23 protein-coding genes are annotated in these 26,989 nt (G+C 69.8%); 14 read left to right on the top strand and 9 right to left on the bottom strand.

The genetic code is table 11. From position 1 onward, the window contains the following. The first annotated feature begins 511 nt into the window (after nucleotides 1–511). The gene (locus KUM44_RS08195; RefSeq protein WP_217207117.1) at nucleotides 512–1,345 is read left to right on the top strand and encodes an HAD family phosphatase; all 834 of its coding nucleotides are present in this window, start codon (nucleotides 512–514) and stop codon (nucleotides 1,343–1,345) included. Nucleotides 1,346–1,794: 449 nt separating this feature from the next. Here KUM44_RS08195 and KUM44_RS08190 read toward each other — a convergent pair whose 3' ends face one another. Continuing rightward, complete coding sequence (locus tag KUM44_RS08190) at nucleotides 1,795–2,619, bottom strand: oxidoreductase (protein WP_217207116.1); 825 nt, start codon at nucleotides 2,617–2,619, stop codon at nucleotides 1,795–1,797. 101 nt (nucleotides 2,620–2,720) lie between these two features. Between KUM44_RS08190 and KUM44_RS08185 the strand changes: the two genes are divergently transcribed. After that, the gene (locus KUM44_RS08185) at nucleotides 2,721–3,731 is read left to right on the top strand and encodes an ATP-binding protein (RefSeq protein ID WP_217207115.1); all 1,011 of its coding nucleotides are present in this window, start codon (nucleotides 2,721–2,723) and stop codon (nucleotides 3,729–3,731) included. Here KUM44_RS08185 and KUM44_RS08180 read toward each other — a convergent pair. Continuing rightward, nucleotides 3,721–4,992 carry a hypothetical protein gene (locus KUM44_RS08180; RefSeq protein ID WP_217207192.1) on the bottom strand — a complete coding sequence of 424 codons (1,272 nt, stop codon included), beginning with the start codon at nucleotides 4,990–4,992 and terminating at the stop codon, nucleotides 3,721–3,723. The genes KUM44_RS08185 and KUM44_RS08180 overlap by 11 nt on opposite strands. 372 nt (nucleotides 4,993–5,364) lie before the next feature. Here KUM44_RS08180 and KUM44_RS08175 point away from each other — a divergent pair, with 372 nt between their 5' ends. The 6 genes from KUM44_RS08175 (at nucleotide 5,365) to KUM44_RS45190 (ending at nucleotide 13,675) form a co-directional block, all read left to right on the top strand. Then, nucleotides 5,365–7,947, top strand: a complete 2,583-nt coding sequence (locus KUM44_RS08175; RefSeq protein ID WP_217207114.1) for a bifunctional SulP family inorganic anion transporter/carbonic anhydrase — start codon at nucleotides 5,365–5,367, stop codon at nucleotides 7,945–7,947. A gap of 296 nt (nucleotides 7,948–8,243) precedes the next feature. Next, entirely contained in the window at nucleotides 8,244–10,202 is a 1,959-nt protein-coding gene (gene acs / locus KUM44_RS08170) for an acetate--CoA ligase (protein ID WP_217207113.1), read from the top strand. 195 nt (nucleotides 10,203–10,397) lie between these two features. After that, nucleotides 10,398–11,837, top strand: coding sequence for a Na+/H+ antiporter NhaA (nhaA, locus tag KUM44_RS08165; protein WP_217207112.1), 1,440 nt, complete (start codon nucleotides 10,398–10,400; stop codon nucleotides 11,835–11,837). A 77-nt stretch (nucleotides 11,838–11,914) separates the two neighbouring features. Continuing rightward, a complete protein-coding gene (locus KUM44_RS08160) occupies nucleotides 11,915–12,418 on the top strand; it encodes a phage holin family protein (RefSeq protein WP_217207111.1) in 504 nt (167 codons plus the stop codon). Then, a complete protein-coding gene (locus KUM44_RS08155) occupies nucleotides 12,415–13,365 on the top strand; it encodes an alpha/beta fold hydrolase (RefSeq protein WP_217207110.1) in 951 nt (316 codons plus the stop codon). The genes KUM44_RS08160 and KUM44_RS08155 overlap by 4 nt, the downstream gene beginning before the upstream one ends. Before the next feature lie 127 nt (nucleotides 13,366–13,492). Then, nucleotides 13,493–13,675: a hypothetical protein gene (locus KUM44_RS45190; RefSeq protein WP_078662374.1), complete on the top strand. Its 183-nt coding sequence runs from the start codon at nucleotides 13,493–13,495 to the stop codon at nucleotides 13,673–13,675. A gap of 46 nt (nucleotides 13,676–13,721) precedes the next feature. On the opposite strand, the gene KUM44_RS08150 is transcribed toward KUM44_RS45190, so the two are convergent. From KUM44_RS08150 to nth, 3 genes are all read right to left on the bottom strand, one after another. Further along, entirely contained in the window at nucleotides 13,722–14,921 is a 1,200-nt protein-coding gene (locus KUM44_RS08150) for a MarP family serine protease (protein WP_217207109.1), read from the bottom strand. 96 nt (nucleotides 14,922–15,017) lie between these two features. After that, complete coding sequence (locus KUM44_RS08145; RefSeq protein ID WP_217207108.1) at nucleotides 15,018–15,713, bottom strand: CoA pyrophosphatase; 696 nt, start codon at nucleotides 15,711–15,713, stop codon at nucleotides 15,018–15,020. 68 nt (nucleotides 15,714–15,781) lie between these two features. Then, a complete protein-coding gene (gene nth / locus KUM44_RS08140; protein WP_374202021.1) occupies nucleotides 15,782–16,672 on the bottom strand; it encodes an endonuclease III in 891 nt (296 codons plus the stop codon). Nucleotides 16,673–17,038: 366 nt separating this feature from the next. On the opposite strand from nth, the gene KUM44_RS08135 reads away from it, so the two are divergent. From KUM44_RS08135 to KUM44_RS08125, 3 genes are all read left to right on the top strand, one after another. Beyond that, on the top strand, nucleotides 17,039–17,713 hold the full coding sequence (locus KUM44_RS08135; protein ID WP_030046018.1) for a Crp/Fnr family transcriptional regulator: 675 nt from the start codon (nucleotides 17,039–17,041) through the stop codon (nucleotides 17,711–17,713). Between the two features lie 339 nt (nucleotides 17,714–18,052). Then, on the top strand, nucleotides 18,053–18,955 hold the full coding sequence (locus KUM44_RS08130) for an NUDIX hydrolase (protein ID WP_217207106.1): 903 nt from the start codon (nucleotides 18,053–18,055) through the stop codon (nucleotides 18,953–18,955). 91 nt (nucleotides 18,956–19,046) lie between these two features. After that, on the top strand, nucleotides 19,047–19,877 hold the full coding sequence (locus KUM44_RS08125) for an MBL fold metallo-hydrolase (RefSeq protein ID WP_217207105.1): 831 nt from the start codon (nucleotides 19,047–19,049) through the stop codon (nucleotides 19,875–19,877). A gap of 24 nt (nucleotides 19,878–19,901) precedes the next feature. Here the strand turns inward: KUM44_RS08125 and KUM44_RS08120 are convergent, their stop codons facing one another. Together KUM44_RS08120 and KUM44_RS08115 are read right to left on the bottom strand one after the other, a co-directional pair. Continuing rightward, on the bottom strand, nucleotides 19,902–20,369 hold the full coding sequence (locus KUM44_RS08120; protein WP_217207104.1) for a RidA family protein: 468 nt from the start codon (nucleotides 20,367–20,369) through the stop codon (nucleotides 19,902–19,904). Continuing rightward, a complete protein-coding gene (locus tag KUM44_RS08115) occupies nucleotides 20,366–20,527 on the bottom strand; it encodes a DUF4177 domain-containing protein (RefSeq protein WP_003975360.1) in 162 nt (53 codons plus the stop codon). The genes KUM44_RS08120 and KUM44_RS08115 overlap by 4 nt, the downstream gene beginning before the upstream one ends. Nucleotides 20,528–20,633: 106 nt before the next feature. On the opposite strand from KUM44_RS08115, the gene KUM44_RS08110 reads away from it, so the two are divergent. Then, nucleotides 20,634–21,611: an ArsA-related P-loop ATPase gene (locus KUM44_RS08110; protein ID WP_217207103.1), complete on the top strand. Its 978-nt coding sequence runs from the start codon at nucleotides 20,634–20,636 to the stop codon at nucleotides 21,609–21,611. 52 nt (nucleotides 21,612–21,663) lie between these two features. Further along, on the top strand, nucleotides 21,664–23,088 hold the full coding sequence (locus KUM44_RS08105) for an ArsA family ATPase (RefSeq protein WP_217207102.1): 1,425 nt from the start codon (nucleotides 21,664–21,666) through the stop codon (nucleotides 23,086–23,088). A 67-nt stretch (nucleotides 23,089–23,155) separates the two neighbouring features. Here the strand turns inward: KUM44_RS08105 and wblA are convergent, their stop codons facing one another. Next, nucleotides 23,156–23,494 carry a transcriptional regulator WblA gene (gene wblA / locus KUM44_RS08100; protein ID WP_062697668.1) on the bottom strand — a complete coding sequence of 113 codons (339 nt, stop codon included), beginning with the start codon at nucleotides 23,492–23,494 and terminating at the stop codon, nucleotides 23,156–23,158. A 542-nt stretch (nucleotides 23,495–24,036) separates the two neighbouring features. On the opposite strand from wblA, the gene KUM44_RS08095 reads away from it, so the two are divergent. Further along, nucleotides 24,037–26,349 carry a transglycosylase domain-containing protein gene (locus KUM44_RS08095; protein WP_217207101.1) on the top strand — a complete coding sequence of 771 codons (2,313 nt, stop codon included), beginning with the start codon at nucleotides 24,037–24,039 and terminating at the stop codon, nucleotides 26,347–26,349. A 105-nt stretch (nucleotides 26,350–26,454) separates the two neighbouring features. On the opposite strand, the gene KUM44_RS08090 is transcribed toward KUM44_RS08095, so the two are convergent. Further along, a complete protein-coding gene (locus KUM44_RS08090; protein WP_217207100.1) occupies nucleotides 26,455–26,919 on the bottom strand; it encodes a GatB/YqeY domain-containing protein in 465 nt (154 codons plus the stop codon). Between the last annotated feature and the right edge of the window lie 70 nt (nucleotides 26,920–26,989).

Genomic DNA, 26,989 nt, shown 5'->3' with positions numbered 1-26,989 from the left:
CGGCAACCGGCCTCCATATGAACGGCCGATACGAACCGGCCAAACACGCCCGACTAACCAGATCCGGCCATGAAGTCGGCCCTCGGCGGTGCGCGTTGGAATCACGGTGCAGCGATCCCGGAAATCGTGTGGATCTTGGTCGATAACTGTGGACAACCCGGCGGTTGTGAATATCGCCGTCACCCATACCGGTGACCCACGCACCGACCCCTGTGCGACTTCCGCAGAGCAGCGCGACGACTACACACGGTCACGGATCATGGGCATGCCGAAAGGCGGCCGCAGCCGCCTCGTCGCGGCCCCGCGGCCGCGCTCGGAAGAGGAAAACCCACCCGGACATGCGACGACCCCCGCCGGGGGGGAGAGCGGGGGTCGTCTCCACGGCCGACTCGGGGGGGGAGGAGTCGGACCGGGTTAGCACGGTCGCGAACGATCCGTGACTTCCATGGTGTACCCGAGAGCCCTCTCAGGCAAACCCACGCGCCCACCTTACGCCGAATGGGCTGCGCCTATGCTCAGGGGCGTGGAAAACCACTCCTTGCCCCGCACAGCCGCCTTCTTTGACCTGGACAAGACGGTCATTGCGAAGTCGAGCACGCTCACGTTCAGCAAGTCCTTCTACCAAGGCGGCCTGATCAACCGCAGGGCCGCCTTGCGGACCGCATATGCCCAGTTCGTCTTCCGACTGGGCGGTATGGACCATGACCAGATGGAGCGCACGCGCGAGTACCTCTCCGCGCTCGTCCGCGGCTGGAACGTCCAGCAGGTCAAGGAGATCGTCGCCGAGACGCTGCACGACCTGATCGACCCGATCATCTACGACGAGGCCGCCTCCCTCATCGAGGAGCACCACACGGCCGGCCGCGACGTGGTCATCGTGTCCACGTCGGGTGCCGAGGTGGTCGAGCCGATCGGCGAGCTGCTCGGCGCAGACCGCGTGGTGGCGACTCGTATGGTCGTGGGTGAAGACGGCTGCTTCACCGGCGAGGTGGAGTACTACGCGTACGGCCCGACGAAGGCCGAGGCGATCAAGGAGCTGGCCGCGTCCGAGGGTTACGACCTCTCCCGCTGCTACGCCTACAGCGACTCGGCCACCGACCTGCCGATGCTCCAGTCCGTCGGCAGTCCGCATGCCGTGAACCCCGATCGCGCGCTGCGCCGCGAGGCACTCGCGCGCGGGTGGCCGATTCTCGACTTCCATCGCCCGGTGCGGCTCAAGCAGCGGCTTCCGTCCTTCTCCGTACCGCCGCGCCCCGCCCTTGTCGCGGCGGCTGCCGTAGGAGCCGCCGCGGCCACCGCGGGCCTCGTCTGGTACGCGAGCCGCCGCCGATCAGCGCTCGCCTGAACTGCGCACATCGGATTCGGCGCACCTCGTGGGCACAGCGATGACCGTTTGTCTCCGTTTTGCGAGCAAAAGTAAAGAACTGCGGCCGGGCCTTCCGCTTGGTTGGGTCCTGGAGTACAAAGGACTCAACGGCCCGCGAGACCAAGGACATCCGAGAGGATCACCTTAAATACGCATTTGGCCCCACGGACCGAGCATGAACATTGGGCACCCACGCGACGTCGACCCGTCGATTACGGGCCAGCCGCACCAGGTGACGGGCAAAGTTCCCGACCTGATGGGCAACATATCGAGGACGCTTGGTAACCCGGTGAACATGCCAGCGGCGGTACGAATCCTCGTACCGCCGCAACTTGTATGCGCACCCACCTTGTACGAGCCCCCATATGGGGGCTTTTTCGCACCCTATGCCTTTTGAACCGCTCGACGACGCCCCCCGCGCGCGGGCGTCACGCCGCGCCGCGCTGTAGCGCCTCGCAGACGGCAGTCGACTCGCGTGCCCCGAGCTCGACCGCCTTGCCGCAGTGGGCGATCCAGGCCGCCATGCCTTCGGGGGTCCCGGAGACATAGCCCTCGAGCGCCGCCAGATAGGCCGCGCGGCCCAGTTCGGCGTGACCGACCTCGGCCGCGCAGACGGACTTCGGGTCGAGGCCGCTGCCGACCAGGACGACACGCTCTGCCGTGCGCGCGATCAGGCCGTTGTGCGAGGTGAAGGGGCGCAGCGCGAGGAGCTCGCCGTGCACGACGGCGGCCGTCACCAGTGCCGGCGCCGAACCGCCGGCGATGATCAGCCCGGACAGCCCCTCCAGCCGGCCGTGCACCTCCGCCGCGCTCGGCAGGGGCAGCTCGACCAGCGGCTCGTCGACCGGCTCACCCTCCTGACGCGGCCGTCCGACCCGGTCGTCCTTGTCGGCCGCCGCCACCAGATGCAGCCGGGCCAGCACCCGCAGGGGCGACTGCCGCCAGATGGACAGCAGTTGACCCGCCTCGGCCGTCAGCCGCAGCGACGCGCCCATGACGCGCGCCTCGTCATCACCGCTGAAGTCGGTACGCCGACGCACCTCTTCGAGTGCCCAGTCGGCTCCGGACAGCGCGGCCGATCCGCGGGCGCCACGCAGGGCCGCCTCGGAGGTGATCTCGTTGCTGCGGCGCCGCATGACCCGGTGCCCGTACACCCGGTCCACGGCCTTGCGCACGGACTCCACGGACTCGGGGACTCCGGGCAGTGAACCGAGGGCCGCGAGCGGATCGGCGGCCGCGCCTGTCGTACTCATGAGTACGACACTACGCACCCCTGGCCCCCACCCCACGATCGAGTGGCCTTCTTCACGCCCGTCTGCCACGTACAGCTATCCGGCGACTACTCTTCGTGAACATGAAAATTGGTTTCGTCGGAAAGGGCGGCAGCGGCAAGACGACCCTGTCCTCCCTGTTCATCCGCCACCTCGCGGCCACCGGCGCGCCGGTCGTCGCCGTCGACGCCGACATCAACCAGCACCTGGGTGCCGCGCTGGGCCTCGACGACGCCGAGGCCGCCGCGCTGCCCGCGATGGGCGAGCGGCTGTCGCTGATCAAGGACTGCCTGCGCGGCTCCAATCCGCGGATCGAATCCGCCCGGACGATGATCAAGACAACGCCGCCCGGCGAGGGATCGCGGCTGCTGCGCGTGTGCGAGAGCAATCCGGTGTACGACGCCTGCGCCCGGCCGGTGGAACTCGACGGCGGTGCCGTCCGTTTGATGGTCACCGGCCCCTTCACCGACTCCGATCTGGGGGTCGCCTGCTACCACTCCAAGACGGGGGCGGTGGAGCTGTTGCTGAACCACCTGGTGGACGGCCCCGACGAGTACGTCGTGGTCGACATGACGGCAGGCTCGGACTCCTTCGCCTCCGGCATGTTCACCCGCTTCGACATCACGTTCCTCGTCGCCGAGCCGACCCGGAAGGGGGTCTCCGTCTATCGCCAGTACAAGGAGTACGCCCGCGACTTCGGCGTCATCCTGAAGGTCGTCGGCAACAAGGTGCAGGGCCAGGACGACCTCGACTTCCTCCGCGCCGAGGTCGGGGACGACCTGCTGGTGACCATCGGGCACTCGGACTGGGTGCGCTCCATGGAGAAGGGCCGCCCGCCCCGGTTCGAACTCCTGGAGGCCGCCAACCAGCTCGCCCTGCGCCGACTGCGCACGGCCGTGGACGCGACGTACGAACTGCGGGACTGGGAGCGCTACACCCGCCAGATGGTGCACTTCCACCTGAAGAACGCCGCGTCCTGGGGAAACGAGCGCACCGGGGCCGACCTGGCGGCGCAGGTCGACCCCGGGTTCGTACTGGGCGAGAGCGTCATCGCCTGTCCGGGCGACAACTCCCACCTGACTCCTACTGCTTGACCGTCGGCGCCCCGGGCACCCCCTTCGGGGCCGGAGCCGGGCGCGCCGACAGGTAGGACGCCCAGCCCTCCTTCGGGGCCTCGCCGACGCCCAGGGTGCGCAGCTTCTTCAAGGTCGCCGGGTCCTGGGCGTCCAGCCAGTCGGCGAGCTGGCGGAAGGAGACGCAGCGCACGTCGGGCTTGTTGCAGACGGCCTCGACGACGTCCTCGACAGCGCGCATATAGGTGCCGCCGTTCCAGGACTCGAAGTGGTTGCCGATGATCAGGGGCGCACGGTTGCCGTCATAGGCCCGCCGGAAGCCGGCGAGCAGACCGTCCCGCATCTGATCGCCCCAGAAGTCGTGCTTGGCGGGATCACCCTGGGTCGTGGTGCCCGACTGGTTGACCATGAAGTTGTAGTCCATGGTGAGCTGCTCGTAGGAGTGCCCAGGGAAGGGCACGAGCTGCATCGACAGGTCCCATAGGCCTCCCTCCTTCGCGGGCCACAGCTGGTTGTTGACGCCGCTGGAGTCATAGCGGAAGCCCAGCTCGCGCGCGGCCTTCATGAAGTTCTTCCGGCCCTCCAGGCAGGGGGTGCGGGCGCCGATGAGTTCCTTGTCGTAGTCGAAGGGCAGCGGGGCCGCCTTCGTCATGCCGGTGGTGCTCTTCCAGGACTTCACAAACTTCTTCGCCTGGGTGATCTCGTCCTTCCATTCCTCCACCGACCATTCGCCGACTCCGCCGCCGCTGCCGCAGAAATGGCCGTTGAAGTGCGTTCCGATCTCGTTGCCTTCGAGCCACGCGAGGCGCAATTGCCGCACGGTGGCGGCGATGCCCTCCTCGTCGTTGAAGCCGATGTCGGAACGGCCCGGGGAGTGCTGGGGCGGCCGGTACAGGTCGCGTTGGTGATTCGGCAGCATGTACACGCCACTGAGGAAGTACGTCATCGTCGCGTTGTTCGCCTTGGCGACCGCACGGAAATGGGAGAACAGCTTCTGACTGTCCTCGCCGGCTCCGTCCCAGGAGAACACCACGAACTGCGGTGGCTTCTGACCGGGCTTCAGGCGCTCCGGTCTGGGCAGATGTGGCTGCGCCCCGGTGTAGGCGGTGGATCCGTCGCCGATCAGCCGCACCACGCTCTGCGGCGCGGGCGCCGCCGGCTTCGCCTTCTCCGGCCCGGGCACCCCCTGGCGGGCATCGTTGCCGGTCGAGCAGCCGGCGAGCGATGCGGCACAGACCGCGGCCACCGCGGTGCCCGCGGCGATCCGGCGGGCAGGGGCGATCCTGTGCGCGGGCGTGATCCGCTGCGTCACGGCGGCCCCGTGCGACGCGGCGTTCCTGCGGGTGGCGGCCATGTTCCGTCCACCTTCTTCCTTCTCTCGGGAGCCGACAGCGCCGCCAAGGTCGCATGGGACAAAGAAGGAATAAGTACGACAAGCCGACTAATCAACCACTTCACCCTTCAGGGGGATTTATTAGTCCATTTGCTCGGAAAATCTATTCCCGCCCTTTACTCTGCATTACGGTCTGTTTACCGACTGTTGATGCATCCCGCCGCTGCATGCCGTGACCACACGGCCGCGACCCGACCCCTCGCCCGAGAGCGGGGGACCGCCAGATCCGCGACCGCGCTGCCCCGGAGGAGACGGGAAAACATGTCAGCCTTCGTTCCCACCCGCGCCGACGAACCGAGTCGAGAGAAGCGCGTCCACGAACCACACAGCCCACCCCCGACCCGACCCCGCCGACCCCGCGTCGAGGGCGCCGACCTGTCGGCCTCGATCGCGGTCTTCCTGATCGCACTTCCCCTGTCCCTGGGCATCGCGCTCGCCACCGGCGCGCCCCTCCAGGCGGGCCTCGTCGCGGCCGCCGTCGGAGGACTCGTCGTCGGCTACCTCGGCGGCACCCCGCTCCAGGTCAGCGGCCCCGCCGCCGGCCTCACGGTCGTCACCGCCGAGCTCATCCACCAATACGGATGGCGTACGACCTGCGCCATCACGGTCCTCGCGGGCATCGCCCAACTCGGCCTCGGCTTCGTGCGCGTGGCACGCAGCGCGCTCGCCGTCAGCCCCGCCATCGTGCACGGCATGCTCGCCGGCATCGGCGTCACCATCGCCGTGGCCCAACTGCACATCGTCCTCGGCGGCACCCCGCACAGCTCGGTCCTCGACAACATGCGTGAGCTGCCCGCCCAGCTGGCCGGCGTGCACCCGGCCGCGCTGTCGGTGAGCGTGCTGACCCTGGCGCTGCTGCTGATCTGGCCCCGGCTGCCCGGCCGGCCCGGCCGGCTCCTGCGCAAGGTGCCGGCCCCGCTCGTCGCCGTCGCCGGAGCCAGCACGACCGCGTCCCTCGCCGGGCTCAGCCTGCCCAAGGTCGATCTGCCCTCGTGGAGCAGCCACGCGCTGGCCACGCTGCCCGAGGGCCCGGTGCTCGGCCTCGTCGCCGCCGTACTGACCATCACGCTGGTGTGCAGCGTGCAGTCGCTCCTCGGCGCGGTCGCCGTGGACAAGCTGGTCGCCACCCGACCCGAGCTGTCCGCCCGCGTCGGACGCTCCGACCTGGACCGTGAGCTGCTCGGACAGGGCGCCGCCAACGTCGTCTCCGGCGTGCTCGGCGGGCTGCCCGTCGCCGGCGTGGCCGTGCGCAGCTCCGCGAATGTGCAAGCCGGTGCCGTCAGCCGGAACTCCACGATGCTGCACGGCGTTCTGGTAGTAGTCGCCGCGCTGCTGATGGTCCCGATCCTGGAGCTCATCCCGCTCGCCTCGCTCGCCGCCCTGGTGATGGCCGTCGGCATCCAGATGGTGTCCCTGCACCACATCCGCACGGTGACCCGCCACCGAGAAGTGCTGGTGTACGCCATCACAACCCTCGGCGTGGTGTTCTTCGGCGTCCTGGAAGGCGTGACCCTGGGGATCGCCATGGCCGTCGCCGTCGCCCTGCACCGCCTCACCCGCACGCGGATCACCCATGACGAGAAGGAGGGAGTCCATCACGTACACGTACGAGGGCAGTTGACGTTCCTCGCGGTGCCACGGCTCAGCCGTGCCCTGCATCTCGTACCCCAAGGCGCCCACGCCGTCGTGGAGTTGGACGGGTCGTTCATGGACCACGCGGCGTACGAGTCACTACAGGACTGGCAGAACACGCAGACCGCCCACGGCGGCACCGTCGAGCTGATCGGCCGCAGGTCCGGAGTCCGGATCGGTGAGCCGACCGGACCGGCCGGCCTCCATCTCGACACCGGGACGGCCATGGCCGATGCGGCCGACTGCCGTTGCCACCCCTGGACGCCCTGGCGCAATCACCAGTGCGAGATCCCGGAGTCGGTCGCATCCGGCGACGGTCGCCCCGGGGCACCGCCCGCGACCGGGTCCGACGAACCGGCCACGGTCGAGAGAGCCCAGGCCCTGAGCGCTGCCGGCGCCACCGGCACCTCCGACAGCACCGGCGAGCTCGACATGGCCGGCGGTACCGGAGGAATCGGCGGCGCCGAAGGCCTCACCGGGTCCGGCCGACCGGGCGAGGGCCCTGTCGACGGATCGGGCGGCACCGACGGGAGCCGGCCGAGCGGCCACCAACTGGCCCGGGGTATCAGCGCGTTCCAGCGCAACACCGCGCCCCTGGTGCGGGGTGAGCTGGCGCGGCTGGCGCGCGAGGGGCAGCAACCCTCCCAGCTGTTCCTCACCTGCGCGGACTCCCGGGTGGTCACGTCGATGATCACCTCCAGTGGTCCCGGCGACCTGTTCGTGGTGCGCAACGTGGGCAACCTCGTGCCGCTGCCCGGCCAGGAGAGCGGGGACGACTCGGTGGCGGCCGCGATCGAGTACGCGGTCGACGTCCTGGAGGTGCGGTCCATCACAGTGTGCGGCCACTCCGGATGCGGGGCGATGCAGGCACTGCTCGGCTCCGAGCCGGACGGCACGCAGACCCCGCTCAGGAGGTGGCTGCGGCACGCGCAGCCGAGCCTGGAGCGGCTGTCCGACGAGAGCCGGCCGTGGGCCAGGCTCGCCGGGCGCGCACCGGCCGACGCGGTCGAGCAGCTCTGCCTGACCAACGTGGTCCAGCAGCTGGAGCATCTGCGTGCCCACGAGTCGGTGGCCCGGGCCCTGCGGGAGGGGGCGCTGGAGTTGCACGGGATGTACTTCCACGTGGGCGAGGCACAGGCGTATCTGCTCGCCGAGGAGGGCGGGGACGACGACGTGTTCGATCACGTGGGGGTGGCGGATCTGTCGGCATGACGCCGGGAGAGCCAGCGCGGCCCCGCGGTGCGGGGCCGCGCTTCACGTGGGAGGCGGTGTCCTCGGCGTCCCGCCTGGCAGGGGCTGGAATGTGAAAGGGATTACAGAGCTGAACCGCGTCCGTCCGGCGTCCGTGGGAACGGATGAGCACGGCGGCGAAAGCACCTCCGGGCCGCCGCCGGGGCAAGCCCGCCGACAGGTCTAAACCAATTTTCCGTCGACCCTTGTCATCGGACCCTCGGGTCTGATGAGCTGTGGCCTGGGACACAACGGACACCCTGGGAAAGGGAGATGTCGTGAGCAACGAAAGCCTGGCCAACCTGTTGCGCGAGGAGCGCAGGTTCGCGCCGCCCGCCGACCTGGCCTCGAACGCCAACGTCACCGCGGAGGCGTATGAACAGGCCAAGGCTGACAGGCTCGGCTTCTGGGCCGAGCAGGCCCGTCGGCTGACCTGGGCCAAGGAGCCGACGGAGACGCTGGACTGGTCGAACCCGCCGTTCGCGAAGTGGTTCAAGGACGGCAAGCTCAACGTCGCGTACAACTGCGTGGACCGGCATGTGGAGGCAGGGCTCGGGGACCGGGTCGCCATCCACTTCGAGGGCGAGCCCGGCGACAGCCGTGCCGTCACCTACGCCGAGCTCAAGGACGAGGTCTCCAAGGCCGCCAACGCCCTGCTGGAGCTGGGGGTTCGGAAGGGCGACCGGGTCGCCGTCTACATGCCGATGATCCCCGAGACGGCGGTCGCGATGCTGGCGTGCGCCCGTATCGGCGCCGCACACTCCGTCGTCTTCGGCGGCTTCTCGGCGGACGCCCTCGCCACCCGGATCCAGGACGCGGACGCCAAGGTCGTCATCACCTCCGACGGCGGCTACCGGCGCGGCAAGCCGTCGGCGCTCAAGCCCGCCGTGGACGAGGCGGTCGGCAAGGTGGACAACGTCGAGCATGTGCTCGTCGTACGGCGCACCGGCCAGGACGTCGCCTGGGACGACAGCCGTGACGTCTGGTGGCACGAGATCGTCGAGCGGCAGTCCGCCGAGCACACCCCCGAGGCCTTCGACGCCGAGCAGCCGCTCTTCATCCTCTACACGTCCGGGACGACGGGTAAGCCGAAGGGCATCCTGCACACCTCCGGCGGCTACCTCACCCAGACCGCCTATACCCACCACGCCGTCTTCGACCTCAAGCCGGAGACGGACGTGTACTGGTGCACGGCCGACGTCGGCTGGGTCACCGGGCACTCGTACATCGTGTACGGGCCGCTGGCGAACGGCGCGACCCAGGTCATGTACGAGGGCACGCCGGACACGCCGCACCAGGGCCGCTTCTGGGAGATCGTGCAGAAGTACGGGGTGACCATCCTGTACACGGCGCCCACCGCCATCCGTACGTTCATGAAGTGGGGCGACGACATCCCCGCGAAGTTCGACCTCAGCAGCCTGCGGGTGCTGGGTTCCGTGGGTGAGCCGATCAACCCCGAGGCGTGGATCTGGTACCGCAAGCACATCGGTGCCGACGCCACGCCGATCGTGGACACCTGGTGGCAGACCGAGACCGGCGCGATGATGATCACGCCGCTGCCGGGAGTCACCGCGACCAAGCCCGGTTCGGCGCAGACGCCGCTGCCCGGCATCGCCGCCACCGTCGTCGACGACGAGGCGAACGAGGTGCCCAACGGCGGTGGCGGCTACCTGGTCCTGACCGAGCCGTGGCCGTCCATGCTGCGCACCATCTGGGGCGACGACCAGCGGTTCATCGACACGTACTGGTCGCGCTTCGAGGGCAAGTACTTCGCCGGTGACGGGGCGAAGAAGGACGATGACGGGGACATCTGGCTCCTCGGGCGCGTCGACGACGTCATGCTCGTGTCCGGTCACAACATCTCCACCACGGAGGTCGAGTCCGCCCTCGTCTCCCACCCCTCCGTCGCCGAGGCGGCCGTCGTCGGTGCCGCAGACGAGACCACCGGGCAGGCCATCGTCGCCTTCGTCATCCTGCGCGGCACGGCGAACGCCGAGGACGAGGGCCTCGTCAACGACCTGCGCAACCACGTCGGCGCCACCCTCGGCCCGATCGCCAAGCCGAAGCGGATCCTGCCGGTGGCCGAGCTGCCGAAGACCCGCTCCGGCAAGATCATGCGCCGTCTGCTCCGCGACGTCGCCGAGAACCGCCAGCTCGGCGATGTGACGACGCTGACCGACTCGACCGTCATGGACCTCATCCAGGCGAAGCTCCCGGCGGCGCCGAGCGAGGACTGAGTTCGGCCACCGAGGGCACCCGGCGACAAGCGCGCCGGGTGCCCTTCGCGTACGTACGGTGGAGTTCAACGGGCTCGAGGGATGCACTTACGGCGCACCCTTAGGTAAACTAACCAAAACAATCTCGATCTCAGGTGCGCCGGGAAGTCTGGTCGGCATGTGCTCCGTCCTGCCCACCGACCGGAGGTCTCCCTCGTGACCGCGCCCCGCAGCACCGCCCCCGCCCGCAAGCTCTTCGGACGACTGTCCCTCCCCGAGCGGAACTTCGTCGCTGAGGCGCTGCGTACCGAGACCGTCGGCGGTGTGCTGCTGCTCGTCGCCGCGATCACCGCGCTGGTCTGGGCGAACGTCCCCGCACTGCACGACAGCTACGAGAGCGTCGGCCACTACCACCTCGGCCCCGAGGCTCTCGGCCTGAATCTCTCCGTCGAGCACTGGGCCGCCGACGGGCTCCTCGCGATCTTCTTCTTCGTCGCCGGAATCGAACTCAAACGCGAACTGGTCGCCGGCGATCTCAAGGACCCCAAGGCGGCCGTACTGCCGGTCGTCGCCGCACTGTGCGGCATGGCCGTACCCGCGCTCGTCTACACGCTGACCAGCGTCACCGGGCACGGCTCGTCGGCGGGCTGGGCGGTGCCGACCGCCACGGACATCGCCTTCGCGCTCGCCGTGCTCGCCGTCATCGGCACCTCCCTGCCCAGTGCCCTGCGTGCCTTCCTGCTCACCCTCGCGGTCGTCGACGACCTGTTCGCGATCCTGATCATCGCGATCTTCTTCACCTCGCAGATCAACTTCGCCGCGCTCGGCGGCGCCGTCGTCGGCCTCGCCGTCTTCTGGCTGCTGCTGAGGAAGGGCGTCCGCGGGTGGTACGTGTACGTCCCGCTCGCCCTCGTGATCTGGGGGCTGATGTACAACAGCGGCGTGCACGCCACCATCGCGGGCGTGGCGATGGGCCTGATGCTGCGCTGCACCCGCCACGAGGGCGAGGAGCACTCGCCCGGCGAACACATCGAGCATCTCGTACGCCCCCTGTCGGCGGGGCTGGCCGTGCCGCTGTTCGCGCTGTTCAGCGCCGGTGTGGTCGTCTCCGGCGGCGCGCTCGGCGATGTCTTCACCCAGCCGGAGACGCTCGGTGTCGTCCTCGGTCTGGTCGTCGGCAAGACGGTCGGGATCTTCGGCGGCACCTGGCTGACGGCACGTTTCACCAGGGCCTCGCTCAGCGACGACCTGGAGTGGGCGGACGTGTTCGCCGTCGCGACCCTCGCCGGAATCGGCTTCACCGTCTCGCTGCTCATCGGCGAGCTCGCCTTCGTGGGCGACGCCCCGCTGACCGACGAGGTCAAGGCGGCCGTACTCATGGGCTCGCTCACCGCGGCGCTCCTGGCGACGGTGCTGCTGAAGGTACGGAACGCCAAGTACCGCCGCTTGTGGGAGGCCGAGGAGCGCGACGAGGACGCGGACGGCGTTCCGGACATCTACGAGGAGGACGAGCCGGAGTACCACCTGCGTATGGCCGCCATCCACGAGCGCAAGGCCGCCGAGCACCGCCGTATCGCCGAGGAGAAGGCCGCCGCACGCCACACGCTTGCCGAAGTGGCGGGCGGGGCAGGCGAGGAGGAGCATCGTCGGGCATGATCTGACGGGACGGTACAAAAGACGGAACCGTACGCAGTCAGGCAGAAGACGGAACCGTATCTACGAGGGAGACCGCGATGAGCGCACCCGACGGCAGCCCGGTCGGCGCCGAACGCAGCATCGGCCAGCTGTTCGCGTCGGCGACGACCGAGATGTCGGCGCTGGTGCACGACGAGATCGCACTGGCGAAGGCTCAGCTCAAGCAGGACGTCAAGCGCGGCGCGACGAGCGGCGGCGCCTTCACAGCGGCCGGCGCGGTGCTGGTGTTCTCGCTGCCGATGCTGAACTTCGCCCTCGCGTACGGGATTCGGACCTGGAGCGACTGGAACCTCGCGATCTGCTTCCTGTTGTCCTTCGCGGCGAACGTCCTCGTCGCCGTCGTCCTCGCGCTGATCGGGGTCGCGTTCGCGAAGAAGGCCAAGAAGAGCAAGGGCCCGCAGAAGGTCGCCGCCTCGGTGAAGGAGACGGCGGGCGTCCTCCAGAACGCCAAGCCGCATCCGCGGCCGGCCCCGGCGACGGCACCGGAGCTTCAGGACCGGGCGCCCGCCGCCATCGAGGCTGTGGCACGCTCGTCGTCATGACGGATCCCGCCACCCCCTCGGCGCAACCTGCCTCGGTCGTACGACTGGACGTCCCCGGCGGGAAAGAGGTGACCCACCGGGACGTGGCCGCCAACGGTGCGCGCTTCCACATCGCGGAGATGGGCGACGGCCCGCTGGTGCTGCTCCTGCACGGCTTCCCCCAGTTCTGGTGGACCTGGCGGCATCAGCTCGTCGCCCTCTCCGACGCCGGTTTCCGGGCCGTGGCGATGGACCTCAGGGGCGTCGGCGGCAGCGACCGAACGCCGCGCGGTTACGACCCCGCCAACCTCGCTCTCGACATCACCGGCGTGATCCGCTCGCTCGGCGAGCCCGACGCCGCGCTGGTCGGCCACGACCTGGGCGGGTACCTGGCGTGGACGGCGGCCGTGATGCGCCCCAAGCTGGTGCGGCGGCTCGCGGTCGCGTCCATGCCGCACCCTCGGCGCTGGCGTTCGGCGATGCTCTCGGACGTCAAGCAGACGAGTGCGAGCTCCTACATCTGGGGGTTCCAGCGCCCCTGGATCCCCGAACGGCAGCTGACCGCCGACGACGGCGCGCTCGCCGCCCGGCTGATCCGGGACTGGTCCGGCCCGCGCCTGCCCGACGACGAGGCGGTGGAGACGTACCGCCGTGCGATCTGCATCCCGTCGACGGCACACTGCTCCATCGAGCCGTACCGCTGGATGGTCCGCTCGCTGGCCCGCCCCGACGGCATCCAGTTCAACCGCCGTATGAAGCGGCCGGTGCGCGTGCCGACCCTCCATCTGCACGGCTCACTCGACCCCGTGATGCGCACCCGCAGCGCGGCCGGCTCCGGCGAGTACGTCGAAGCGCCGTACCGCTGGCGGCTGTTCGACGGGCTCGGGCATTTTCCGCACGAAGAGGACCCCGTCGCGTTTTCCACCGAGCTGATCAATTGGCTGAAAGATCCCGAACCCGATCGGTGACCGCGCCGATGCGCCCGGTATCCGGATCTGAACACGTGTACTACGAACAGCCAATTGCCTGGCGCATAGGCCAATTGGGGGCCCTGGGGGCGGTTATCGACCTTGGGGCAGGGGCAGACGTCGGGGTATGGGCTGGACGCACGACTACAGTGACGCAGCACGCAATCGACGCTCGGCCGGAGGCCTGAGCTCCCACCAGCGAGGCAGCGCCCCGCAGATGCCGGGCTCGGACCTCCGGGTGGGCATTCCGCGCATCCTGCGCCGCCGGGCCCGCTGGGTCTCGGTGCGGCTACGCCACCCGCGCGGCTGACCGGCCGGCCGCCTTTCACGGCCGGTCGCACGACCCTTCCACGGACCTACAGCGCGCAGCTGTCGCTGTCCACCTGCTGGTTGGCGGTACGCCCCTTGACGATGTCCTCCTGGATCTCGTCCGCGGTGAGCGCGTAGCCGGTCTTGGCGTCGTCGAGGGACTTGGCGAAGACCACGCCGTACACCTTGCCCTCGGGCGTGAGCAGCGGGCCGCCGGAGTTGCCCTGGCGGACGGTCGCGTACAGCGAGTAGACATCGCGGCGCACGGTGCCGCGGTGGTAGATGTCCGGACCGTTGGCCGGCAGCCGCCCACGCACCCGCGCGGCCCGCACGTCGTACGCCCCGTTCTCCGGGAAGCCCGCGATGATCGCGCCGTCGCCGCTCTCGGCGTCCGTGGCCGTGAACTGGAGGGCGGGCGCCCGCATGTCCGGCACATCGAGCACGGCGATGTCGCGCTCCCAGTCGTAGAGGACGACGGTCGCGTCGTACTTCCTGCCCTCGCCGCCGATCTGGACGGTGGGTTCGTCGACACCGCCGACGACATGGGCGTTGGTCATGACGCGACGGTCGGCGAAGACGAAGCCGGTGCCCTCCAGGACCTTGCCGCAACTCGGCGCCGTGCCCATGACCTTGACGATGGACCGCTGGGCGCGGGTGGCCACCGGGCTGTTGGCCAGGGCCGGGTCGGGCGGCTGGACCTCGTTGATCGGCTCGTTCGAGAACGGGCTGAAGACCTGCGGGAAACCGTTCTGCGCGAGCACGGAGGAGAAGTCCGCGAACCAGGTGTCCGCCTGGTCGGGCAGCGCCCGCGAGACACCCAGCAGCACCTTGGAGTTACGGACTTCCTTGCCGAGCGTCGGCAGCGTCGTCCCGGCGAGGGCGGAGCCGATCAGCCAGGCGACGAGGAGCATCGCGACGACGTTGACGAGGGCACCGCCGGTGGCGTCCAGGGCGCGGGCCGGGGACCAGGTGATGTACCGGCGCAGCTTGTTGCCGAGATGGGTGGTCAGAGCCTGCCCGACCGAGGCACAGACAATGACGACGACGACCGCGACGACGGCGGCCGTCGTGCTCACCTCGGCGTTGTCGGTCAACGCGTCCCAGATGACCGGGAGGAGGTACACGGCCACGAGGCCGCCGCCCAGGAAGCCGATCACCGACAGGATGCCGACCACGAAGCCCTGGCGGTAGCCCACGATCGCGAACCACACGGCGGCGACCAGCAACAGGATGTCCAGCACGTTCACCGCTTCAGGCCTCGCCTCTTCGCTCTCCGGTCCCACCAGCCCGGCCGGGGGTCCGGGGGTCGACCCCCGGGACAACACAGCACGGCAGACACCCTGTCATGACCGCCAGTCGAGCGGGACCTGCTTCCCCCGGTCCCAAGGCCGTTCCCAGCCCGAGAAATGCAGCAGACGGTCGATGATCCCGGCGGTGAAGCCCCACACGAGCGCCGATTCGACCAGAAATGCCGGACCTCGGTGGCCGCTGGGGTGGACGGTCGTGGCGCGGTTGTCCGGATTCGTGAGATCCGCCACGGGGACGGTGAAGACGCGTGCCGTCTCGTTCGGATCGACGACGTCGACCGGGCTCGGTTCGCGCCACCAGCCCAGCACCGGCGTGACGACAAAGCCGCTGACCGGGATGTACAGCTTCGGCAGCACACCGAAGAGCTGGACGCCGCTCGGATCGAGCCCGGTCTCCTCCTCCGCCTCCCGCAGCGCGGCCCGCAACGGCCCGTCGGCCTGCGGGTCGCCGTCCTCGGGGTCGAGGGCGCCGCCCGGAAACGAAGGCTGACCGGCATGGGAACGCAGCGAGCTGGCCCGCTCCATCAGCAGCAGCTCGGGCCCGCACGCACCCTCACCGAAAAGGATCAGTACGGCGGACTGCCGCCCCGCGCCGTCCTCCGGCGGCAGGAACCGGCTCAGCTGCACCGGCTCGACCGTCTCGACCACCCGCACCATCGGGTCCAGCCAGTCCGGCAGCCCGTCCTTGCTCAGCGTCACCGGCCCGTCCTGCGTCTCGCTCGCCCGCGTCATCGCCACCCCCGTCGTCCTGCCCGGTTCCAACGCCCGACGGTCCCTGGATCGTTCCGACCACGGCGACGTCATCCGGCCGCCCCCAGTGGCGGGGCCGGCTTGCCACCCGCGTCCAGGTAGGACTTCGGCGGATTGAGCCGCTGGCCGGGGAAGCCGCCCTTCTCGTACTTGAGGAGCTTCTTCGCCTTCTCCGGGTCCGTCTCGCCCTCGCCGTACGCCGGGCAGAGCGGCGCGATGGGGCAGGCGCCGCACGCGGGCTTGCGGGCGTGACAGATACGCCGGCCGTGCCAGATCACATGGTGCGAGAGGTCGGTCCAGTCGCCCTTCGGGAACAGCGCGCCGATCTCGGCCTCGATCTTGTCGGGGTCCGTCTGGTCGGTCCACTGCCAGCGCCGTACGAGCCGCTGGAAGTGCGTGTCCACGGTGATCCCGGGCCGGCCGAAGGCGTTGCCGAGCACGACGAAGGCCGTCTTGCGCCCGACACCGGGCAGCTTGACCAGATCTTCGAGCCGCCCCGGCACCTCGCCACCATGGTTCTCGACCAGCGCTTTCGACAGGCCCATGACCGACTTGGTCTTGGCCCGGAAGAAACCGCACGGACGGAGGATCTCCTCGACCTCCTCCGGATCGGCGACGGCCAGGTCCTCGGGGGTCGGGTACTTGGCGAAGAGCGCCGGGGTCGTCTGGTTGACCCGCAGATCGGTGGTCTGGGCGGACAGCACCGTGGCGACCAGCAGCTGGAACGAGTTGTCGAAGTCCAGTTCGGGGTGGGCGTACGGATAGACCTCGGCGAGCTCGCGATTGATCCGCCGGGCACGACGAACCAGGGCGGTGCGGGACTCACCCGTAGGAGGCTTGGTGGCGACGGTCTTGACGGGAGAGGCGCCCTTCACCGCGGCGGTGGCCTTCTCGGGCGCGATGACGGGCTTCTTCTTGATCGCCTTCTTGGTGCTCTTCACCGCCGCTTTCTCGCCACCGGCCGCCACCTCACGCACCCCGCTCTTCGCCGCTTTCGTCGCTTTCCTGCCACCACCAGGGTTCTGTTCGCCCACAGCGGAATCCCGACGTACAACCACCCGCCCAGCCCCCTTGGCCTGTGCTCTCACCGGCGATTTGGACACTCGGCCAGCCTAAAGCCCGACACTGACATCCGCCCCGGACCCTGAAGATCGGCCCCCAATTGGACCCCTGCCGCTTACCTCGGGACACCTGTGCGGCATCCTTGTGACAGATCACACTGTTTGGACCGTCCGGCAAAATGGGGAGCACGGTCCCCTGGTACGCAGGGGAGAGATCCCCTGAGCAGGTCGACAAGGAGAGAACTCGTGGACGACCCTCTGCGGCGCAATCCGCTCTTCGCGGCTCTCGACGACGAGCAGTCCGCGGAACTGCGCGCCTCCATGAGTGAGGTGACCCTCGCCCGTGGCGACTCTCTGTTCCACGAGGGCGACCCCGGCGACCGGCTCTACGTGGTCACCGAGGGCAAGGTCAAGCTCCACCGCACGTCTCCCGACGGCCGCGAGAACATGCTCGCCGTCGTCGGCCCCGGCGAGCTCATCGGCGAGCTGTCCCTGTTCGACCCGGGCCCGCGCACCGCGACCGCCACCGCGCTGACCGAGGTCAAGCTGCTCGGCCTCGGCCACGGCGACCTCCAGCCCTGGCTGAACGCCCGCCCCGAGGTGGCCACCGCCCTGCTGCGCGCCGTGGCCCGCCGGCTGCGCCGCACCAACGACGCGATGTCCGACCTCGTCTTCTCGGACGTCCCCGGCCGCGTGGCCCGCGCACTCCTGGACCTCTCCCGCCGCTTCGGCGTGCAGTCCGAGGAGGGCATCCACGTGGTGCACGACCTCACCCAGGAAGAGCTGGCCCAGCTGGTCGGCGCCTCCCGCGAGACGGTCAACAAGGCCCTGGCGGACTTCGCCCAGCGCGGCTGGCTCCGCCTGGAGGCCCGCGCGGTGATCCTCCTGGACGTGGAACGCCTGGCAAAGCGCTCCCGCTGACCCAAAGCACACCGGGGCCCCACCTCACCACGAGGCGGGGCCCCACCGCTTTCCCGGACGGCCCCCTCGGCCCCACGGCGCGACACCCGCGTACGGCGGCAAGGGGCCGTGCCGGGGGTGTCCGCCCGCAGTGGCGGGAGTCAACGCAGAGCACATCTTCAACCCACCGAGCCGCCCGAGGACGGACACCCCCGGCACGGCCCCGCCCACCCACCCGCCGCACCGCGGCCGGCTGCAAACCCCTACCGAAGGGCCGGGGCCGCCGCAGGCATCCACCCCACAACCCGCCCGCGCGGACCACCCCTCGAACATCCACGCACCACGAGATAGCCTCCGCCCATGGCAAACGGGCAGTGGTACCCACCGGAGTGGCCGGACCGCATCCGCGCACTGGCGGAGGGAAGTCTCACCCCCGTAGCCCCGAAGCGAGCGTCCACAGTCATGCTGCTCAGGGACGCCGACACCGACCCCGGCAATGACACCGCCACCGGCACCGGCACCGGCACCGCAGTCCACATGCTGCGCCGCCGAGCGAGCATGGCCTTCGCGGGCGGCGCCTACGCCTACCCCGGCGGCGGCGTGGACCCGCGCGACGAGCAGCCGATCCGCTGGGCGGGCCCCACGCGCGCGTGGTGGGCACACAGGCTGGGGGTCGACGAGGCCACAGCCCAGGCGATCGTCTGCGCGGCCGTGCGCGAGACGTACGAGGAGGCGGGCGTCCTGCTCGCCGGCCCCACCCCCGACTCCGTCGTAGGCGACACCACCGGCGAGGACTGGGAGGCGGACCGCGCCGCCCTGGTCGCCCGCGACCTGTCGTTCGCCGAGTTCCTGGACCGCCGGGGCCTGGCTCTGCGCTCCGACCTCCTGGGCGCCTGGACCCGCTGGATCACCCCGGAGTTCGAACCCCGCCGCTACGACACATGGTTCTTCGTCGCCGCCCTCCCGAAGGGGCAGCGCACCCGCAACGCCTCCACCGAGGCCGACCGCACGGTGTGGATCCGCCCCGCGGACGCCGCCGCCTCGTACGACAAGGGCGAGCTGCTGATGATGCCGCCCACCATCGCGACCCTCCGTCAGCTGACGCCGTACGACAGCGCCGCCCAGGCCCTCGAAGCCGCTCCCGAGCGCGACCTCACCCCCGTCCTGGCCCAGGCCCGCCTGGAGGACGGCGAGATCGTCCTCTCCTGGCCCGGCCACGACGAGTTCACCAAGCGCATCCCGACCGACGGAGCCCCGGCATGACCGTGCCCACGACTCCCGCACCGCCCACAGCGCCGAACCCGAAGCCGCCCATGATCCCGAACCTGGCCCTGGACCCGGAAGGCCCTCTCGCATGACGGACGCAGCAGCCCTCCCCGGCCAGCCGCGGGGCGTGGTCCTCACGGGACCCGCCACCCCCCGCGCCGTCAACGTCCTCGCGCCCAACGCCTCCGCGATGACCCTGGACGGCACCAACACCTGGCTCCTGTCCGAGCCGGACTCCGACCTGGCCGTGGTCGTCGACCCCGGCCCGCTGGACGAGGGACACCTGCGCAACGTCGTCGCGACGGCCGAGAAGGCCGGCAAGCGCATCGCCCTGACCCTGCTCACCCACGGCCACCCGGACCACGCCGAGGGCGCCGCACACTTCGCCGAACTGACCGGCACACGCGTGCGTGCCCTCGACCCGGCGCTGCGACTCGGCGACGAAGGGCTCGCCGCCGGGGACGTGATCAGCGTCGGCGGCCTGGAACTACGCGTCGTACCGACGCCCGGCCACACCGCCGACTCGCTCTGCTTCCACGTCCCGGCCGACCGCGCCGTGGTGACCGGCGACACGATCCTGGGCCGCGGCACGACGGTCGTGGCGCATCCCGACGGCCGCCTCGGCGACTACCTGGACTCACTGCGGCGCCTGAGGTCCCTCACGGTCGACGACGGCGTCCACACCGTCCTCCCCGGCCACGGCCCCGTCCTGGAGGACGCCCAGGGCGCCGTCGAGTTCTACCTCGCCCACCGCGCCCACCGCCTCGCACAGGTCGAGACGGCCGTGGAGGACGGCTACGGCACACCGGCCGAAGTGGTCGCCCACGTGTACGCGGACGTCGACCGCTCCCTGTGGCCGGCGGCCGAGCTGTCCGTACGGGCGCAGTTGGACTACCTGGAGGAACACGGCCTCATCTAGGACCGTCAGGGCGAGAAGCCGCCCCTACGCCCCCGTCAGCTCCACCTGAACCTCGACCTCCACCGGCGCGTCCAACGGCAGCACAGCCACGCCCACCGCACTGCGCGCGTGTACGCCCTTGTCGCCGAGGACCTCCGCGAAGAGCTCGCTCGCGCCGTTGATGACACCCGGCTGCCCCGTGAAGTCGGAAGCCGACGCGACGAAGCCCACGACCTTCACCACGCGCGCGATGCGGTCCAGGTCGCCCGCCACCGACTTGACGGCCGCGAGAGCGTTGAGGGCGCAGACACGGGCGAGGTCCTTGGCCTCCTCGGCGGTGACCTCAGCGCCCACCTTGCCGATGACCGGAAGCTTGCCCTCCACCATCGGCAGCTGCCCGGCGGTGTACACGTACACACCGGACTGGACGGCCGGCTGGTACGCGGCCAGCGGAGGGACGACCTCCGGAAGCGTCAGGCCCAGCTCGGCGAGCTTCGCCTCGACCGCGCTCACGCCTGCTTCTCCCGCTTCAGGTAGGCCACGAGCTGCTCGGGGTTGTTCGGCCCGGGCACGACCTGGACGAGCTCCCAGCCGTCCTCGCCCCAGGTGTCCAGAATCTGCTTCGTGGCATGGACGAGCAGCGGCACGGTTGCGTATTCCCACTTGGTCATGTGGCCGACTTTATCCGTTGCCCGCGGGGGGCCATGCCGCCGACCACGTCCAAGTTATCCACAGGCCGCCGCGTGACTCGCGCCGCGACTGGTTAGGCTCGAAGACGTGAGCAGGCTCCAGGTCGTCAGCGGCAAGGGCGGGACCGGAAAGACCACGGTCGCCGCCGCGCTCGCGCTCGCCCTCGCGACGGAGGGGAAGCGGACGCTTCTCGTCGAGGTCGAGGGCAGGCAGGGCATCGCGCAGCTCTTCGAGACAGAGGCGCTGCCTTACGAGGAGCGGAAGATCGCCGTCGCTCCAGGGGGCGGGGAGGTGTACGCCCTCGCCATCGACCCCGAACTGGCCCTTCTGGACTACCTCCAGATGTTCTACAAGATGGGCGGTGCGGGCCGGGCCCTGAAGAAGCTCGGCGCCATCGACTTCGCCACCACCATCGCGCCGGGTCTGCGTGACGTGCTCCTCACCGGCAAGGCCTGTGAGGCCGTACGCAGGAAGGACAAGGCAGGCGGGTTCGTCTACGACTACGTCGTCATGGACGCGCCGCCCACCGGTCGCATCACCCGCTTCCTGAACGTCAACGACGAGGTCGCCGGGCTCGCCAGGATCGGGCCGATACACAATCAGGCGCAGGCCGTGATGCGGGTGCTGAAGTCGTCCGAGACGGCCGTGCACCTGGTGACCCTGCTGGAGGAGATGCCCGTCCAGGAGACCGCGGACGGGATCGCCGAGCTGCGGTCGGCGCGGCTGCCGGTGGGGCGGATCATCGTGAACATGGTGCGGCCGGAGGTGTTGGACGCGGCCGATCTGGAACTCGTACGCAGTGTGCCGCGCGCCGCCGTCGCCAAGTCGCTGTCCTCGGCCGGGCTCGGCGGGGCGCGGCGCGGCGGGAACGCCGAGCGGCTGGTGGACCCGCTGCTGACCCAGGCCGACGAGTACGCCGAGCGGTACACGCTGGAGCACGAGCAGCGGGCGGTCCTTGCGGAGTTGGGGCTGCCGGTGCACGAACTGCCGTTGTTCACCGAGGGCATGGACCTGGCGGGCCTGTACGAACTCGCGGGCGAGCTGCGGGAACAGGGCCTGTCATGAGTCCGTTCACAAGTCGGGAGCCGTACGCGGTACGTCGGAAGCAGGGGATGTCATGAGTCGTCCGGAACCGGCCCAGGCGCACGACGGGACCCGCCACCATGCCCCGCACCTCTCCCCCACGCGCGTGCTCGACCTCGACCCGCTGCTCGACGACCCGAAGACCCGCATCGTGGTGTGCTGCGGCTCGGGCGGCGTCGGCAAGACGACGACCGCGGCGGCGCTAGGGCTGCGGGCGGCCGAGCGCGGGCGCAAGGTGGTCGTGCTGACCATCGACCCGGCCCGCCGGCTCGCCCAGTCCATGGGCATCGACTCGCTGGACAACACCCCGCGCCGGGTCAAGGGCGTCGAGGGCGACGGCGAGCTGCACGCGATGATGCTCGACATGAAGCGCACCTTCGACGAGATCGTCGAGGCGCACGCGGACGGCGAGCGGGCGGCCGCGATCCTGGGCAACCCCTTCTACCAGTCGCTCTCTGCGGGCTTCGCGGGCACGCAGGAGTACATGGCGATGGAGAAGCTGGGCCAGCTGCGGGCCAAGGACGAGTGGGACCTGATCGTCGTCGACACGCCCCCGTCGCGCTCGGCGCTGGACTTCCTGGACGCGCCCAAGCGGCTCGGCTCGTTCCTGGACGGCAAGCTGATCCGCGTGCTGCTGGCCCCGGCGAAGGTGGGCGGGCGCGCGGGGATGAAGTTCCTGAACGTCGGCATGTCGATGATGACGGGGGCGCTCGGCAAGCTGCTGGGCGGGCAGCTGCTGAAGGACGTACAGACCTTCGTGGCGGCGATGGACTCGATGTTCGGCGGCTTCCGTACGCGCGCGGACGCGACGTACAAGCTGCTCCAGGCGCCCGGGACGGCGTTCCTGGTGGTGGCGGCGCCGGAGCGGGACGCGCTGCGGGAGGCCGCGTACTTCGTGGAGCGGCTGGCCGCCGAGGACATGCCGCTGGCCGGTCTGGTGCTCAACCGGGTCCACGGCAGCGGCGCCGACCGGCTGTCCGCCGAGCGGGCGCTCGCCGCCGCGGAAAATCTTGAAGAGCCCCGCATTGTGGATCAGGAGGGCGGGAAAGCTGGACTTCGTAACTCCCCCGACACGTACGACAGTTCAGAATCGGCCGCTTCCGAGGCACCGGCTCCCGACGCAGGCTCCCCCGCCGCCACGGACCCCGAGCGCACCGCGGCCACAGACGAACCGAAGTCCGTCACCCCGCATGACGAACCGAAGTCCGTCACCCCGCATGTGGAGCGGTCCGTCGACCAACTCACCGCAGGCCTGCTGAGGCTGCACGCCGACCGCATGCGGCTGCTCTCCCGCGAGCAGCGCACGCGTGACCGCTTCACCGCGCTGCACCCCGAGGTGGCCGTCGCCGAAGTGGCCGCGCTGCCCGGCGATGTACACGACCTCGCAGGGCTGCGGGACATCGGCAACCGGCTCGCGGCCCATCGGCCGGAGCTGCCTGATCCTGCGGTCGACGCCTGAGGAAGTGCGAGGGAGTCCGAGTGAGCCCCGCGGGCCCCGCCCAGAGAGGCCCGAGAGCCCTGGCCCCTCAGCTCACCGCCGCGTAGTTCTCGTACACCTCGTCGTCGTCGAGCGGCAGGATCCCGGCCCCCCGCTCGTACTCCGTACGCGCCGTCTCCAGCAGCCGGCGCCAGGAGGTCACGGTGGGCCGCCTGCGCAGCAGTGCGCGGCGCTCGCGCTCCGTCATTCCTCCCCACACGCCGAACTCGACGCGGTTGTCGAGCGCGTCCGCCAGGCACTCCGTGCGCACCGGGCAGCCGGTGCACACCGCCTTGGCCCTGTTCTGCGCTGCTCCCTGAACGAACAGTTCATCCGGATCGGTAGTGCGGCAGGCCGCCTGCGCACTCCAGTCGACTACCCAGCCCATACCGGCGCCGTCCTCTCCCGAATCGAGGCTCCCCCACGGCGGCAGCGGCATATTCACCGCCGCCAGTTGAGGACGTTACGGAAGGTGGGCACAGCGCAACACCCCCTTCGGGCCCAATCTTGAATGGCCCGAACGGACTATGCGTAAGCGGCAGATCACCCGGGGGAGTGAGCTGGCGACATACATGACCTTCCCGGCAAACCGGGACAGTTCTGTTGAGTCACAACGGACGCCGGGTGACACACAAGGCGGATTCGGACACGCGCCCACCAAAAAAGTGGGGAACCTCCGCAACGATTCGGGGTCGCCGGACGTATTGATACGTGGCCGCACTGCTGTGACAGTTGAGAGCAGCTTAGGCCAATGCCTGCACGCCTGTCCGGGAAATGGGCTGCATCCATCATGCGAGCTCCGCCCGCGGGTGGACGGCTGACTTTGCCGTGCCATGGCTTGCGTAGGCTCGCCGTGCCCACTGCGAACGTCTGTGTGCTCCCACACGGTCGGCCCTCGGTTCGCTCATCTCTACGGTTTAGGCTGCCCCCATGCCAAAAAAGCGCTCGGGCGGTGGTCTGTCGCCAACACAGCAGGCCGCCAAGTTCCTCGGTGTCAGTGTGCTCGCGGGAGCCGTGCTGGCCGGTATCGCACTGCCCGCCGTCGGCGCGCTGGGGCTCGCGGCCAAGGGTTCGGTCGAGAGTTTCGACGAGCTCCCGGCCAACCTCAAGACGCCACCGCTGAGCCAGCGCACCACGATCCTCGACGCCAAGGGCGGCACGCTCGCCACGGTCTACTCACGCGACCGCACGGTGGTCGACCTCAAGGACATCTCGCCGTACATGCAGAAGGCGATCGTCGCGATCGAGGACGCCCGCTTCTACCAGCACGGCGCGGTCGACCTGAAAGGCATCCTGCGCGCCCTCAACCGCAACGCCCAGAGCGGCGGCGTCAGTGAGGGCGCGTCGACGCTGACGCAGCAGTATGTGAAGAACGTCTTCGTCGAGGAGGCCGGCGACGACGCGACGAAGGTCCAGCAGGCCACCCAGCAGACCCTCGGCCGCAAGATCAAGGAGCTGAAGTACGCGATCCAGGTCGAGGAGGAGCTGGGCAAGAAGAAGATCCTCGAGAACTACCTGAACATCACGTTCTTCGGCCAGCAGGCCTACGGCGTCGAGGCCGCGGCCCAGCGCTACTTCTCCAGGTCCGCCAAGGACCTCAAGCTCCAGGAAGCCGCGCTGCTCGCCGGCATCGTCCAGTCGCCCAGCCGCTACGACCCGGTCAACGACGAGGCCGAGGCCACCAAGCGGCGCAACATCGTCCTGCAGCGCATGGCCGACCTCGGCGACGTCTCCCAGGCGGAGGCCGACAAGGCCAAGGAGGCGCCGCTGGGCCTGAAGGTCTCCAAGCCCAAGAACGGCTGCATCACCGCGGTCAAGGGCGCCGGGTTCTTCTGCAAGTACGTCGAGAAGGTCTTCCTCAGCGACCCGGTCTTCGGCAAGAACCGCGAGGCCCGCGCCAAGATCTGGAACCAGGGCGGCCTGACCATCACGACGACCCTCGACCCGCAGTCCCAGGAGTCGGTCCAGGCCTCGCTCAAGGACCACGTCTACCAGGACGACAAGGTCGCCGCCGCGGCCACCCTGGTCGAGCCCGGCACCGGCAAGATCCTCGGCATGGGCCAGTCGAAGCCGTACGGCTTCGGCAAGAACGAGACCGAGCTCAACTACTCGGTCGACAAGGCGTACGGCGGCTCCAACTTCGGCTTCCCGACCGGTTCGACGTTCAAGCCGTTCGTCGCGGCGGCCGCGCTGGAGGAGGGCCGGCCGCCGACGCAGGAGTACTCGTCGCCGTACGAGATGCCCTACCCGAGCCCGGTGCAGACGTGCGACAGCACGCCGTGGAGCAACAACAACAACGAGAAGCTGGAGAACGAGAGCGAGTCGGAGCGCGGCCCCTACCGTCTGAAGAAGGCGATGGAGCTGTCGGTCAACACCTACTTCGTGCAGATGATCGCCGACATCGGCCTGTGCCCGGTGGTCAACGTCACCGACAAGCTCCAGGTCCGCCAGGGCAACGGCAAGAAGCTTCCCGAGGAGCCCGCCATCGCCCTCGGCTCCGTCGGCCTGTCCCCGCTGACGATGGCGAGCGCGTACGCCGCCTTCGCCTCCCGCGGCATGTACTGCACGCCGATCGCCATCGAGTCGATCTCGCAGAAGGTCGGCGGCGAGCAGAAGTCCCTGGAGGTCCCGAAGTCGACCTGCTCGCGCGCGATGTCCGAGCAGACCGCGGACACCATCAACAGCCTGCTCCAGGGCGTGGTCGACTCCGGTACGGGCAAGGAGGCCGGGCTCACCGACCGCGACAGCGCCGGCAAGACCGGTACGACGGACGAGCGCCGCAACGCCTGGTTCGTCGGCTACACGCCGAACCTCTCGGGCGCCGTCTGGGTCGGCAGCGCCACCCAGAAGGTCAAGATGCGCAAGATCTACATCGGCGGCCAGTACAACGACCTGGTCTACGGCGGCAAGGTGCCGGGCCCGATCTGGCGCGACGCCATGATCGGCGCCCTCGACGGCAAGCCCGTCGAGAACTTCAACCGCGTCCACATCCCGGACGACGAGGAGCAGGGCCGGGGTGACGAAGACGGTGACGGCAACGGCGACGACGGGAACAACGGCGACGACGGCGGTCTCATCGGCGGCCTGATCGGCGGCGGAGACAACGGCGGGAACAACGGCGGCGCCGACGGCGGCACGGACGGCGGTACGGACGGCGGTACGTTCCCGACGCCGAGCTTCTCGATCCCCGAGGGCTGGTGGCAGGGCCAGTCGAACGGGAACGGCAACGGGGGGCGCGGCTGAGGCCTCGGCCCACCCGGCCCGAGGCCCGTGACATGGCAACGGCCCCTGTCCCTTCGTACGAACGAGGGGACAGGGGCCGTTTCCGACGGGGCCGCTGCCTGAGCGTCAGCCCGCCAGCAGCTTCTTGACGGCCGCGGCGACCCGGCCGCCCTCGGCGAGCCCGGCGACCTTCGGGTTCACGATCTTCATGACGGCACCCATGGCCCGCGGGCCCTCGGCACCGGCCGCCCTGGCCTCCTCGACGGCCTGGGCGACGATCTGGTTCAGCTCGTCGTCGCTGAGCTGCTTCGGCAGGTACGTGGCGAGGACCTCGCCCTCCGCCTTCTCCCGCTCGGCCTGCTCGGCCCGACCACCCTGTGCGAAGGCCTCGGCCGCCTCACGGCGCTTCTTCGCCTCGCGGGTGATCACCTTCTGCACCTCGTCGTCGGAGAGCTCGCGCTTCTCCTTGCCCGCGACCTCCTCCTTGGTGATCGCGGCGAGCGTCAGCCGGAGCGTCGAGGAGCGGAGCTCGTCGCGCTCCTTGATCGCGGCGTTGAGGTCTTCCTGAAGCTTCGACTTGAGCGTGGTCATGGGGTGATTGTCGCAGGTGTGGGGGGCGGAACGCCCGTTGATTTCAAGGGCCGTGCGGGGTGGGGCGCAG

It is taken from the genome of Streptomyces sp. AC550_RSS872, assembly GCF_019049285.1.
GTDB lineage: Bacteria > Actinomycetota > Actinomycetes > Streptomycetales > Streptomycetaceae > Streptomyces.
Note: the sequence above shows the minus strand (reverse complement) of the source record. Positions and strands in the feature narration are given on the sequence as shown.

Excerpts from the sequence above, each read along its gene's own strand:
- KUM44_RS08195 (WP_217207117.1), top strand. The coding sequence starts at position 512 with ATGCTCAGGGGCGTGGAAAACCACTCCTTGCCCCGCACAGCCGCCTTC.
- KUM44_RS08190 (WP_217207116.1), bottom strand. The coding sequence starts at position 2,619 with ATGAGTACGACAGGCGCGGCCGCCGATCCGCTCGCGGCCCTCGGTTCA.
- KUM44_RS08185 (WP_217207115.1), top strand. The coding sequence starts at position 2,721 with ATGAAAATTGGTTTCGTCGGAAAGGGCGGCAGCGGCAAGACGACCCTG.
- KUM44_RS08175 (WP_217207114.1), top strand. The coding sequence starts at position 5,365 with ATGTCAGCCTTCGTTCCCACCCGCGCCGACGAACCGAGTCGAGAGAAG.
- KUM44_RS08160 (WP_217207111.1), top strand. The coding sequence starts at position 11,915 with ATGAGCGCACCCGACGGCAGCCCGGTCGGCGCCGAACGCAGCATCGGC.
- KUM44_RS08155 (WP_217207110.1), top strand. The coding sequence starts at position 12,415 with ATGACGGATCCCGCCACCCCCTCGGCGCAACCTGCCTCGGTCGTACGA.
- KUM44_RS45190 (WP_078662374.1), top strand. The coding sequence starts at position 13,493 with ATGGGCTGGACGCACGACTACAGTGACGCAGCACGCAATCGACGCTCG.
- KUM44_RS08145 (WP_217207108.1), bottom strand. The coding sequence starts at position 15,713 with ATGACGCGGGCGAGCGAGACGCAGGACGGGCCGGTGACGCTGAGCAAG.
- KUM44_RS08130 (WP_217207106.1), top strand. The coding sequence starts at position 18,053 with ATGGCAAACGGGCAGTGGTACCCACCGGAGTGGCCGGACCGCATCCGC.
- KUM44_RS08125 (WP_217207105.1), top strand. The coding sequence starts at position 19,047 with ATGACGGACGCAGCAGCCCTCCCCGGCCAGCCGCGGGGCGTGGTCCTC.
- KUM44_RS08115 (WP_003975360.1), bottom strand. The coding sequence starts at position 20,527 with ATGACCAAGTGGGAATACGCAACCGTGCCGCTGCTCGTCCATGCCACG.
- KUM44_RS08105 (WP_217207102.1), top strand. The coding sequence starts at position 21,664 with ATGAGTCGTCCGGAACCGGCCCAGGCGCACGACGGGACCCGCCACCAT.
- wblA (WP_062697668.1), bottom strand. The coding sequence starts at position 23,494 with ATGGGCTGGGTAGTCGACTGGAGTGCGCAGGCGGCCTGCCGCACTACC.
- KUM44_RS08095 (WP_217207101.1), top strand. The coding sequence starts at position 24,037 with ATGCCAAAAAAGCGCTCGGGCGGTGGTCTGTCGCCAACACAGCAGGCC.
- KUM44_RS08090 (WP_217207100.1), bottom strand. The coding sequence starts at position 26,919 with ATGACCACGCTCAAGTCGAAGCTTCAGGAAGACCTCAACGCCGCGATC.